Source organism: Hydrogenophaga sp. (genome assembly GCF_011390835.1).
In the GTDB taxonomy this organism is placed as follows: Bacteria; Pseudomonadota; Gammaproteobacteria; order Burkholderiales; family Burkholderiaceae_C; genus Hydrogenophaga.
Map to the genome: position 1 here is coordinate 42,375 of NZ_JAABRQ010000010.1, position 11,986 is coordinate 54,360.

An 11,986-nucleotide genomic window follows, 5' to 3' on the forward strand; every position below is an offset into this window, starting at 1 on the left:
CTCAGGCCTGCAGCGCACGCACGCGCGCCGCGATGGCCTCGTTGAGCGGTGCCCGGCTGCCGACCGACTGCGCCAGCCGCACCACCTCGCCGCTCAGGGCATCAATTTCGGTCGGCCGGCCCAGCGCTAGGTCATCGGCCATGCTGGACCTCGCCAGCTTGTCCACGCGCAGCATGCGCGCCGCAATCACTCGAAACAGCGGTGTGGGCAGGCGCAACACGCGCACCAGCCAGGGCCAAGGCAGGGACGTGAGTTGAGCGGGGTGGATGCCCGCCGCGCTGAGCACACCCAGCGCTTCTTGCACCAGCGCCGCAAACTGACGGCGGTGGTCGGCGTCGAGCAGCTGTGCGAGGAGCGGCAGGCCCGACAAGGCGTTGACCGGGTTGTTCAGGTTGAGCAACAGCTTGCCCCATTGCAGCGGCAGCAGGTCGGCATGCAGGTCCAGCGGGATGCCAGCGGCGGCGAAGCGCGGGACCCAGGCGGCCAGTGTGGCGTCGTGCTGCGCGGCCAAGTGACCGTCGGTGCCGCGGTGCACATGGCCCGGGGCGAGCTCGGCGATGTTGTACGGCACCATGCCCGGCACGAGGCGCAGGCCGGGGGCGATCGCGCCGGCCACCTCGGCGTTGCGCAAGCCGTTTTGCAGCGAGAGGACTACGGTGCCCAGCGGCAAGCGCTCGGCGAGCTCCCGTGCGGCGGCGCTGGTGGCCGGGCTCTTGACGCACAGCAAAACCAGCGCGTGCGCGCTGTCAGCAGGCACTTGCTCGTGCAGCCGCAGCGCATCGGCAGGGATGCGTCGGTCAGCGCCGTCGCGGTTGGTGACCCTCAGGCCGTGCTGGCGCAAAGCATCGAGTACGCGCGGCCGGCCCACGAAGTCCACCGGCACGCCGGCGGCCTGCAGACAGCCGCCCACATAACAGCCCACGCTGCCCGCGCCCATGATGAGCACCGGGCAGGAAGCTGGGGAATCGGTGGGCGCGTCACTCATGGGCGAGTGGCCCGAAATGAAAGGGGATGAAGGGTCTGTGGCATGGGGTTTTCGGCCGGGAGCAGGGCTGATCGTTGTCGCGTTCGTCTGGCGTGTCTGTCCTACGATCAGCAGTCCGCAGGCTCCAGGCCCTAGCTGCGATGCTTGCCCTTTGGGGTGGGCATGAGGCGATCCACCTCTTGCTGCAGCGTGTCCACCAGCTTGCTGTAGACCTGCAGCTTGTGGCTGCTTTCGCGCAGGCGTTCAGCCAGGCGCTGGGCCACGGCGGTCATGAGCTTGGCGGCGGTGGCGGGTTGTTCGGTGGTCAGGACTTCGAGCGATTCGCGGGTGAGCACGGCGCACTTAACTTCGGTGCTGGCGGTGCAGGAGGCCGATCGTGCCGCGCCGTCCACCAGCGCCATCTCGCCGATCAGGCTGCCCGGGCCGAGCACCTTCACGGTGGCAGCGTTGACGCGGCTGGCCATCAGGCTCTCCACCGTGATTTCGCCTTCGAGCACCAGCACCATGAAGCCGGTGTCGGCCGTTTCGCCCTGGCGGATGATCTCGGTGCCGCTCTTGAATACGCGTGGGCGCATGAAGCCCACCACCGCGAGCGCCTCCGTTTCTGTGAGCTGCATCAGCGCCGTGGGTGCTCGCAGCATCTGGGCAGCCCGGCGCGCCGCATCCGACGCACCCACAGCGGCCTGCCGCTCGGCGGGCAGGCGAGACTCGGGAGCCTCCCCCTCGCGGTGGGAACCGAACAACTTGTCGAACAGGGCCATGGTGGTGAAAAGAGGAGCGCATGCCCGACGGGGCACCGTTTGGATCATTGTGACGCCGATGCGCCACACACGCTGTGACCGATTGCACTGCTTTGGCACATCCATTGCTTGTGCTGGTGCATGCAGATTGACGCGCAAGCCTTGTATGCCCGTGCCACCCCGGTGGCGGCCGATGCCTGGCGAGACCCGCTGGCGCTGTTGCTGGCCTCGACCGGCGAAGGTATTTACGGGGTCGACCTGGACGGGCTGTGTGTCTTCATCAACCCGGCCGGCGCGCGCCTGATCGGCTACGAGCCCGACGAGGTGCGCGGGCGCAACATGCACGAGCTGACCCACCATGCCCGGCACGATGGCTCGGCTTACCCCGAATACCAGTGCCCGATCTTCAACGCCTTTCGCCAGGGCCTTCCGTGTCGTATCGACAGCGAGGTGTTCTGGCGCCGGGACGGTACGGCCTTTCCGGTGGAGTATTCCAGCCACCCCATCGTGGAGGCGGGGCGGGTCCTGGGCGCGGTGGTCACCTTTGTCGACATCACAGAACGCAAGCGCGCGGCTGATGCCCTTCAGCGCGCCAAGGATGGGCTGGAAGCCAGCGTCCGGGAGCGCACCGGGGCGCTAGAGACCGCCTTGCAGCGCGTTCGCGAACTGGCTGCCTGGTCGGACACGGTTCGTGAAGACGAGCGCACCCGCATCGCGCGAGAAGTGCACGACGAGCTCGGCAGCCTGCTGGTGGCGCTCAAGATGGACGTGAACTGGATGGACAAGCGCCTGGCGGAGCAACCCCAGCGCGCACCCGAGGCGGCCACCGACATGCGCGAGCGCATGCGCTGCAAGTGCCAGAACATGAGTCGCCTGATCGAGACCGCAGTGGACAACGTGGGCCGCATCATCACCGACCTGCGCCCCAGCATCCTCGACCACCAGGGACTTTGGGCGGCGCTGGAATGGCAGGCCCAGGAATTCGTGGCGTCCGCCGAATTGGCGCTTGACTGGCAGCTGGCGCTGGACGAGTCCCTGGAACTGCCCGAGCCGCTGGCCATGGCGGTGTTCCGCATCTTTCAGGAAATGCTAAGCAATGTCGGCCGCCATGCCCGTGCGCAGACGCTACGGGTGCAGATTGGACTGGAGGGCGGCGCGCTGACGCTGGCGGTGCAGGACGACGGCCAGGGCGCGCCGCCGCAAGCCTTTGAGGCGGCCGATGCCTACGGCGTCATGGGCATGCGCGAGCGCGCCGGGCATTTTGGCGGCCGCATCGATATCCGCAGCGCACCCGGCGCGGGCACGCGCATGTGCCTCTCGGTCGCCATCCCCCCAGAGACCTCGGCATGACCATCATTGATCCCGACACCATCCGCGTGCTCATTGGCGACGACCACCGCATCGTGCGCGAAGGCCTGAAGCAGGTGCTGGCCGACGCGCCCGATGTGGCCGTAGTGGCTGAGGCGCCCACCGGTCCTGAGGTGCTTGCACAGGTGGCGACCTGGATGGCACCCGGCGCGCCAGGCCTGGGCTTGGTGTTGCTCGACATTGCGCTGCCCGGCATCGACGGACTCGATGTGTTGCAGACCCTCAAGCGAGAAAACCCGCGCCTGCCGGTGTTGATGCTTAGCACTTACCCGGAGAAGCAATACGCGGTGCGCTGCATCCGCCTGGGCGCCAGCGGTTACCTGAACAAGAGCGCCGACCCCGACGACATGCTGGCAGCGGTGCGAAAGGTGGCCCATGGCGGCGTTTACCTTACCGAAGCCACGGCCGAAGCCCTGGCCACCGCCGTTGGCCAGGCCCGCACACACGCTGGCCCCGAAGCCCTGTCGCACCGCGAACACCAGGTCTATCGCCTGCTCACTCAAGGGCACACCGTGAGCGAAATTGGTGCACAGCTCGGTTTAGCCCCCAATACGGTGAGCACTTACCGTGCACGCATCCTAGAAAAAACCGGTGCGAAGAACGACGTGGAGCTCGCGCTCTACGCCGAGCGCCACGCTCGGGCTGCTGCGCCCGGCCCATCCATGGCTTGAGAGGCGCTTTCAAGTTCACGCTGCGCGGGGATTTGTAGGGCTATCCCTACATGACGTGGTGCCGGCCACGTCGAATGCCTTCGCTGCTCCGCGATCTGGCGCGACGCTTGCAACGCACACCGCGTTCTTCAACTCAAGAGGTGTGCCATGACCGCTGAATACGACCCCTTCGATGCCGACCGACCATTGACCCTGCGCTGCACCTGTGGCCGACCCCACTCGGTGGCCGAGCACATTCAGGCGTTTGGTGCCGCCCATGCCGGGCCTCAGCGGCTGGTGGACAACGCGGGCATGAATGCCGAGGAACAGCGCGCCGCGGACTTCATGGAGGCGGCGCTGGTCAAGGCCTTGTTCCCACAGGAGCCGGTGCGGCGAGCCTTTTTGAAAGCGGTGGGGCGCCCTACCGCCATGGCGGCCATTGCTAGCCTGTTCCCCATGGGCGCGATGCAGGCGCTTGCGCAGGACAGAAAGCCGCTGGAAAAAACCGATCTGAGGATCGGTTTCCTGCCCATCACCTGCGCTACGCCGCTGGTGGCCGCAGACCCGCTGGGCTTTTACGCCAAAGAAGGGCTCAAGGTCTCACTCAACCGCACGGCGGGCTGGGCGGTGGTGCGCGACAAGACGCTCGCGGCCGAGTTCGATGCCTCGCACATGCTCTCGCCCATGCCGCTGGCCATCAGCATGGGCCTGGGTGCAGATGCCACGCCCATGGTGATGCCGGCGATCGAGAACGTGAACGGCAACGCGATCACCCTGCACGTGAAGCACAAGGACAACCGGGACCCTAAGAAGTGGAAGGGCATGAAGTTCGCCATTCCGTTCGACTTCTCCATGCACAACTTCCTTTTGCGCTATTACCTGGCAGAAAACGGCATCGACCCGGACACCGACGTGCAGCTTCGTGTGATGGCACCGCCCGACATGGTGGCCAACCTGCGCGCCGAAAACATCGATGGCTTCATCGTCGCCGAGCCGTTCAACCAACGCGCCGTGTTCGACGGCGTGGGCTTCATCCATCTGCTTACCAGCGAACTCTGGGACAACCACCCGTGCTGCGCATTTGCTGCCACGCGAAAGTTTGTGGAGACCAACCCGAATACCTTTGCAGCCCTGTTCCGCGCCATCGTCACCTCCACCCTGCATTGCTCCAAGATGGAAAACCGCCCGGCGGTGGCCGCTGCCATTGCCGGGCCAAACTACCTCAACCAGCCGCTCACCGTGCTGGAGCAGGTGCTGCTGGGCCGCTTCGCCGACGGGCTGGGCAGCGTGCGTAACGAACCCAACCGCATCAATTTCGACCCCTTCCCATGGCAGTCCATGGCAGTGTGGATGCTGACCCAGATGAAGCGCTGGGGCTATGTGAAACAAGACATCAACTACGCCCAGGTGGCCGAGCAGGTGTTCCTCGCCACCGATGCGCGCAAGCGCATGGCCGAGCTGGGCTTCACCGCCCCCGCAGCCAACAGCAAGACCCACGTGATCATGGGCAAGACCTTCGACCCCGCGAAGCCCGAGGCTTATGTGAAGTCCTTCGCCATTGGCAGGGGCTGACTCAGCACTAAGGCGGTGCTTGGCCAGGATGGAACCGTCCCGCTTTGGTGCGCGATGTGGCTGCAGTGGCCAATTGCCGCCCTGACTCGACAGCGCACCGCACCCTCCGCGACTTTAATGCCCAGCTGAGCAGATGGAGGGCCGCCCAGGAGCCCGGTGGCGGGCGCGTTGGCGATCCGAGCGTATCCAACCCGCCGGCTTGGCGTAGGGCCAGCCCTACAGCGGGTGGTGGTCACGGCTGCGAAATGGGCTTCGGGTTCAAAGAGGGGCCCTTGATCGCCCAACTTGGCCCGCTGCTTGCAATGCATGAAGGGTCTTCAACTCAAGAGGTGCGCCATGTCTGAATTCTTCGATCCCTACAACGCCGACCGTCCGCTCATGATGAAGTGCAGTTGCGGTCGCGACCACACCGTGGCCGAGCACGAGGCAGAGCAGGCCGGTGCATCCGAGGCCACCCGCACCCTGCGCGAGCGCAGCGAGACGGCCGAGTTTGAGGCCTACAGCAATGAGTTCATCGAGGCCACGCTGATGAAGGCCTTGTTTCCGCAGGATGAGGTGCGCCGCCGCTTCCTGCGTGCGGTTGGCAAGGGCACGGCCATGGCGGCTATCTCCAGCCTCCTGCCTGTGGCCAGCCTGCAGGCAATGGCCCAGGACAAGAAAGGCTCACTGGAGAAGACCAATCTCAAGATCGGCTTCATCCCCATCACTTGCGCCACGCCGCTCATCATGGCCAAGCCACTGGGTTTCTATGAGAAGCAGGGCCTCAATGTTGAGGTGATCAAGACAGCTGGCTGGGCGCTGATCCGCGACAAGATGATCAACAAGGAATACGACGCCACGCACTTCCTCTCGCCCATGCCGCTGGCGATCTCGATGGGAGCTGGCTCGAACGCCGTACCCATGAATGTGGCCACAATCCAGAACACCAATGGCCAGGCGATCACGCTGCACAACAAACACAAGGACAAGCGCGACCCCAAGCAGTGGAAGGGCTTCAAGTTCGGTGTGCCGTTCGAGTATTCGATGCACAACTTCCTGTTGCGCTACTACCTGGCTGAAGCCGGCATCAACCCCGATACGGATGTGCAGATCCGCGTCGTCCCGCCACCGGAGATGGTGGCTAATCTGCGCGCTGGCAACATCGACGGCTACCTTGGCCCGGACCCGTTTAACCAGCGCGCGGTGTTCGACGAGATCGGCTTCCTGCATGTGCTGACCAAGGACTTGTGGAACGGCCACCCTTGCTGTGCTTTCGGCACCAGCACCGAGTTCATCCAGCAGAATCCCAACACCTTCGCCGCGCTCTACCGCGCGGTGCTCACCGCCGCCGCCATGGCGCGCCAGGCCAAAAACCGCGAGCTGATCGCCAAGGTGATCTCGCCCCAAGCCTACCTGAACCAGCCCGAGACGGTGGTGGCGCAGGTGCTAACCGGCCGCTTCGCCGACGGTCTGGGCAATGTGCAGACTGTGCCCGACCGCGCCGACTTCGACCCCATGCCGTGGCAGAGCATGGCGGTGTGGATGCTCACGCAAATGCAGCGCTGGGGCTATGTGAAGGGCGAGGTGAACTACAACCAGATCGCTGAAAAGGTGTTCCTCATCACCGATGCCCGCAAGCACATGAAGGATCTGGGCATGCCGTTCCAGGCCGGCTCGGGCTACGCCAAGCACACCATCATGGGCAAGGAGTTCGACCCCAGCAAGGCCGCTTCCTACGCCAAGAGCTTCGCGATCAGCAAGGCCGCCTGACCATGAGCACCCGGAACCTCAACCTGCGCGCCGCGCTAGTCTCGCTGATCCTGTTCGTGGTGTTCATCGGGGCCTGGCAACTCGCCACTGAAGCGCCCTCGGTGGGCGGCTCCAGCGCCGGCATGACGGCCGAGGAAATCGAGTACGCCAAACTGCTGGGTAAGGATCCGGGTGCCGAGAAGACCACCGGCTTCCCGCAACCGCTGGCGGTGGCCGAGGCAAGCTGGGCGCATCTGTCCGACCCGTTTTACGACAACGGTCCGAACGACAAGGGCGTGGGCATCCAGCTCGGCCACTCGCTGGCGCGCGTGGCGGCTGGCTTTTTGCTGGCCATGGCGGTGGCGATCCCGATGGGCTTTCTGATCGGCATGTCGCCGCTGATGCAGAAGGCCTTCGATCCCTTCGTGCAGGTCCTGAAGCCCATCAGCCCGTTGGCCTGGATGCCACTGGCGCTTTACACGCTCAAGGACTCCAACGTGAGCGGTGTGTTCGTGATCTTCATCTGCTCGATCTGGCCCATGCTGATCAATACCGCTTTTGGCGTGGCCTCAGTTAAGCGCGACTGGCTCAACGTGGCCAGCACGCTGGAGGTGAGCCCGCTGCGCAAGGCGCTGCAGGTGATCCTGCCCGCGGCCGCACCCACCATCCTCACCGGCATGCGCATCAGCATGGGCATTGCCTGGCTGGTGATCGTGGCGGCCGAGATGCTGGTGGGCGGCACCGGCATCGGCTACTTCGTCTGGAACGAGTGGAACAACCTCTCGCTCACCAACGTGATCTTCGCGGTGCTGGTGATCGGCGTGGTCGGCATGCTGCTCGACCTCATGTTTGCCCAGCTGCAGAAGGCGGTGACCTATGTGGAGTGAATCTTCCGACCGCCAGGGCGTCGTCCTGACGGCCCCGCGTCCAACCCCTCAGGCGAGTTCCAACATGTCCGGTTTCCTCAAGGTCGAGCACCTCGCCAAGTCCTATCAGACCGACAAGCCGGTGTTTGCCGATGTCTCGTTCGCCATCGACCAGGGCGAGTTCGTCTGCATCATCGGCCACAGTGGCTGCGGCAAGACCACTATCCTCAACGTGCTGGCCGGGCTCGACACCGCTACCGCTGGCCACTGCTTCATGGACGGTCGCGAGATCGCGGGCCCCAGTCTGGAGCGCGGCGTGGTGTTCCAGAGCCATGCGCTGATGCCCTGGCTGACCGTGCGCCAGAACATTGCTTTCGCGGTGAAGTCACGCTGGCCGTCGTGGAGCAAGGCGCAGATCAGCGAGCAGGTGGAAAAGTTCGTGGCACTGGTGGGCCTGACGCCGGCCATCGACAAGAAGCCGAGCCAGCTCTCGGGCGGCATGAAGCAGCGGGTGGGCATTGCGCGCGCGTTTGCCATCCAGCCCAAGATGCTGCTGCTCGACGAGCCCTTCGGCGCGCTGGACGCGCTCACACGCGGCACCATCCAGGACGAGCTGATGAGCATCGTGCGCCAGACGCAGCAGACCGTCTTCATGATCACGCACGACGTGGACGAAGCCATCCTGCTGGCTGACCGCATCCTGCTCATGACCAACGGCCAGGAGCTGGAAGGCGGTGGCTACGCGCCCGGCGGCATGGCCGAGGTGGTGGTGAACCCGCTGCCGCGCAGCCGCACGCGTGCCCAGTTGCACCACCTCGATGGCTACTACGAGCTGCGCAACCACATCGTGGATTTCCTGGTGAGTCGCGCGAAAGCCCATTGACCTCCCGCGCCGCAGGAAAGGCTCCCTCTGCGCCGTCCGCAGCGTCACCCCCAAGGGGCGGCGCTGGTGTCCCGGCAAAGCCGGTTCCGCGGCGCCCTTGATCAGCTTCCCTTCGTTTCGACGTCCCCGCTTCTTTTCTGTCTTTCACTTTTCCTTTTTCGTTTCTCTTCTCACTACCAACCATCACGAGGCAACACCATGAGCCGACTCGCCGTCACCGAAAAAATCATCACCACCAAGGTCAGCAAGGGCCTGCAATGGGCCGACGTGGCTAAGAAGGTGGGCCAGTCCAAGGAATGGACCACGGCCTTGTGCCTGGGCCAGATGACGGCCACGCCGGCGCAGGCCAAGGTGCTGGGCAAAATCTTTGGTCTGAGCGCCGAAGAGCAGAAGTGGCTGCAGGTCGTTCCCTACAAGGGTTCGCTGCCCACGGCCGTGCCGACCGATCCGCTGATTTACCGTTTCTACGAACTCATCAACGTCTACGGCACCACCTTCAAAGAACTGATTCACGAAGAGTTTGGCGACGGCATCATGAGCGCCATCGATTTCAAAATGGACATGAAGCGCCAGGCCGACCCGAACGGCGACCGCGTGAATATCGTGATGTCGGGCAAGTTTCTGCCTTACAAGCAGTACTGACCCCAGGGCAAGACCACCCCCGCGTCGCCTTCGGCGTCAGCCCCTCAAGGGGCGGCGCCTGTGGCCGGGCAAAGCCCGTTCCACGGCGCCCGCTGAGGGTGGTGTGCGCGCCGGACTCGAAACACACCCGCGCTGCCGATCCGCAGACTCCAAGTCACTCACCAGTTGAACGTCCTGTGGAACCCCGCCCACCTTTACCGCCCTTCACCGCCGAAACCGCCGCACAGAAGGTGCGCATGGCCGAGGACGCCTGGAATTCGCGCGATCCGGACCGGGTGGTCAAGGTCTACACGGAAGACACACGCTGGCGCAACCGGGTGGAGTTCCCGGTGGGTCGGGAACAGGTGCATGCTTTCCTGGTGCGCAAGTGGGCGCGCGAGCTGGACTACCGGCTCATCAAGGAGCTGTGGACGTTCAGCGACCACCGCATTGCCGTGCGTTTTGTTTACGAATGGCGCGATGACGCAGGTCAGTGGTATCGCTCGCACGGCAACGAGAACTGGCAGTTCAATGCGCGGGGCTACATGGAGCAGCGCCACGCCAGCATCAACGACCGACTGATCACCGAGACCGAGCGCCTGTTCCGCTGGCCGCTGGGCGCGCGCCCGGCCGACCATCCGGGATTGAGCGAACTAGGGCTCTGAGCGGCTGGTACCAGCCGCGAGCTTAGGCGTTCAGCCCGGCAGCGGGATCCATTCCTGATCGTCACCGGCCGGCCGCGGAAAACGGCCGGCCTGCCAGTCGGCCTTGGCCTGCTCGATGCGCTCCTTGCGTGATGACACGAAGTTCCAGAACAGGTGTCGTTCACCCAGTGGCTCGCCGCCAAAGACCATCAGCGTGGCCGCGTTGTGTGCCCGCACCACCGCCGAGCTGTCGCCATCGAACACCAGCAGCTGCCCGGGCTGGTAGGTCTCGCCCGCGTGTTCGATCCGGCCCTTGGCCACATACACCGCCTGTTCGCTGTAGCCGCCAGGCAGTGGAAGCTGCGCACCAGCTTGGCACTCGGCGTGCACGTAGAACAGTGGCGAATGGGTGCGCACCGGGCTTTGCAAACCGTAAGCTTGGCCGGCAATCACGCGTTGCCACACGCCGCTCTGCTCACGCGCCGGCAGCTCGGCCTGGGGATAGTGGGTGAAGGCGGGCTCGGTTTCCTCGTCGGCCTCGGGCAGGGCCACCCACATCTGCATCAGCTCCAGGCCGTCGCCTGCGAACGACTGCGGGTGGGTGAAGCGCTCGCTGTGGCTGATGCCGCGCCCGGCAGTCATCCAGTTCACATCGCCGGGCCTGATGTCCTGCTGCACGCCCAGGCTGTCGCGGTGGGTGATCTGCCCGCTCAGCAGGTAGCTCACGGTCGACAGGCCGATGTGCGGGTGTGGCCGCACATCGGCCTGGGCGATCGCCTCGGGCGGAATCGTCACCGGCCCCGCGTAGTCAAGGAACACGAACGGGCCCATCATGCGGCGCTTGGCGTGGGGCAGCACGCGCCGCACCGTGAGGCCGTGGCCCAGGTCGGCCGCGCGGGCGTTGATGATCAGTTCAAGCACGGCGATCTCCCACTACTTTGAACTCAGATGCGCGCCCCGAGCGCAGATGCCCAAAACCCAAGGCGCCGTGGAGCCGGCTCCGCCGGGCCGCCAGGGTCGCCCTCTTGAGGGGGTCGCGCGCAGCGCGGCAGGGGTGGGTCAAAGCCTCCCCATCCGGCCGTTCTGGAAATCGACGAAGGCCTGCTGGATTTCCTGCGGGGTGTTCATCACGAACGGGCCGTAGCCAACCACCGGCTCGTCGATCGGTTCGCCGCACAGCCAGAGCAGGGTGGTGTCGGCCAGCGCGGTGAGCGTCACGCCTTCGCCCGCACGCTTGTAGACGATCATTTCCGCGTCGCTGGCCTCCTGGCCGTCGGTCGTCTTCACCCGGCCCTGGTAGACCAGCGGCACGGTGGTGTGGCCCTCGGGCGCGGGCAGGATCACGGTGTGACCGGCTTTGAGCTGCACGTCCCAGACCTGCATGGGCGTGAAGGTGCGCGCCGACCCGCGCTCGCCCTGGAACTCGCCGGCGATCAGGCGCACCGAGCCAGCGCCACCGGGCAGAGCGACCGTGGGCGTCTGTGCGGCGGTGATCCCCTGGTAGCCAGGCGGCGCCATCTTCTCGCGCGCTGGCAGGTTCACCCACAGTTGCACCATGCGGAACAGCCCGCCGACGCGGCCGAAAACCTCGCTGTGGAATTCCTCATGAACGATGCCCGAAGCGGCGGTCATCCACTGCACGTCGCCGGGGCCGATGGTGCCGCCACCGCCGCTGGAGTCGCGGTGCGAGACCTCGCCGTCGTAGACGATGGTCACGGTCTCGAAGCCGCGGTGCGGGTGCGCGCCCACGCCACGGCGCTGGGTGGTCGGCTCGAAGTTCATCGGGCCGCCATAGTCGAGCATGAGGAAGGGCGAAAACGCGGCGGGGTCGTCGTTGTACGAAAACAGCGTGCGCACCGGAAAGCCGTCGCCGACCCAGTGGCCCTGGGTGTTGCGCTGGATGAAAGACACGGACTTCATCGGGAGTCT

Annotated in this window: 12 protein-coding genes; 8 read left to right on the top strand and 4 right to left on the bottom strand. The window is 65.3% G+C overall.

Annotated elements, in window-relative coordinates:
* Nucleotide 1: 1 nt before the first annotated feature.
* Together GPT34_RS07820 and GPT34_RS07825 are read right to left on the bottom strand one after the other, a co-directional pair.
* Complete coding sequence (locus tag GPT34_RS07820) at nt 2–985, bottom strand: 2-dehydropantoate 2-reductase (RefSeq protein ID WP_291010776.1); 984 nt, start codon at nt 983–985, stop codon at nt 2–4.
* 131 nt (nt 986–1,116) lie between these two features.
* On the bottom strand, nt 1,117–1,746 hold the full coding sequence (locus GPT34_RS07825) for a cyclic nucleotide-binding domain-containing protein (RefSeq protein WP_291010778.1): 630 nt from the start codon (nt 1,744–1,746) through the stop codon (nt 1,117–1,119).
* Between the two features lie 120 nt (nt 1,747–1,866).
* Between GPT34_RS07825 and GPT34_RS07830 the strand changes: the two genes are divergently transcribed.
* From GPT34_RS07830 to GPT34_RS07865, 8 genes are all read left to right on the top strand, one after another.
* Nucleotides 1,867–3,075 (top strand): PAS domain-containing sensor histidine kinase, encoded by a 1,209-nt coding sequence (locus GPT34_RS07830; protein WP_291010779.1) that lies wholly within the window; start codon nt 1,867–1,869, stop codon nt 3,073–3,075.
* Nucleotides 3,072–3,764 carry a response regulator transcription factor gene (locus GPT34_RS07835; RefSeq protein ID WP_291010780.1) on the top strand — a complete coding sequence of 231 codons (693 nt, stop codon included), beginning with the start codon at nt 3,072–3,074 and terminating at the stop codon, nt 3,762–3,764. The genes GPT34_RS07830 and GPT34_RS07835 overlap by 4 nt, the downstream gene beginning before the upstream one ends.
* 147 nt (nt 3,765–3,911) lie before the next feature.
* Nucleotides 3,912–5,315, top strand: coding sequence for a CmpA/NrtA family ABC transporter substrate-binding protein (locus GPT34_RS07840; protein WP_291010781.1), 1,404 nt, complete (start codon nt 3,912–3,914; stop codon nt 5,313–5,315).
* Nucleotides 5,316–5,651: 336 nt separating this feature from the next.
* Nucleotides 5,652–7,064, top strand: coding sequence for a CmpA/NrtA family ABC transporter substrate-binding protein (locus tag GPT34_RS07845; protein WP_291010782.1), 1,413 nt, complete (start codon nt 5,652–5,654; stop codon nt 7,062–7,064).
* Nucleotides 7,065–7,066: 2 nt separating this feature from the next.
* Nucleotides 7,067–7,930, top strand: coding sequence for a nitrate ABC transporter permease (gene ntrB, locus GPT34_RS07850; protein WP_291010783.1), 864 nt, complete (start codon nt 7,067–7,069; stop codon nt 7,928–7,930).
* Nucleotides 7,920–8,792: an ABC transporter ATP-binding protein gene (locus tag GPT34_RS07855; protein WP_291010784.1), complete on the top strand. Its 873-nt coding sequence runs from the start codon at nt 7,920–7,922 to the stop codon at nt 8,790–8,792. The genes ntrB and GPT34_RS07855 overlap by 11 nt, the downstream gene beginning before the upstream one ends.
* 198 nt (nt 8,793–8,990) lie before the next feature.
* Entirely contained in the window at nt 8,991–9,434 is a 444-nt protein-coding gene (cynS, locus tag GPT34_RS07860; protein WP_291010785.1) for a cyanase, read from the top strand.
* Between the two features lie 176 nt (nt 9,435–9,610).
* On the top strand, nt 9,611–10,078 hold the full coding sequence (locus GPT34_RS07865; RefSeq protein ID WP_291010786.1) for a nuclear transport factor 2 family protein: 468 nt from the start codon (nt 9,611–9,613) through the stop codon (nt 10,076–10,078).
* A 30-nt stretch (nt 10,079–10,108) separates the two neighbouring features.
* Here the strand turns inward: GPT34_RS07865 and GPT34_RS07870 are convergent, their stop codons facing one another.
* Together GPT34_RS07870 and GPT34_RS07875 are read right to left on the bottom strand one after the other, a co-directional pair.
* Entirely contained in the window at nt 10,109–10,978 is an 870-nt protein-coding gene (locus GPT34_RS07870; RefSeq protein WP_291010787.1) for a pirin family protein, read from the bottom strand.
* A gap of 138 nt (nt 10,979–11,116) precedes the next feature.
* Entirely contained in the window at nt 11,117–11,977 is an 861-nt protein-coding gene (locus GPT34_RS07875; protein ID WP_291010788.1) for a pirin family protein, read from the bottom strand.
* Nucleotides 11,978–11,986: the final 9 nt, after the last annotated feature.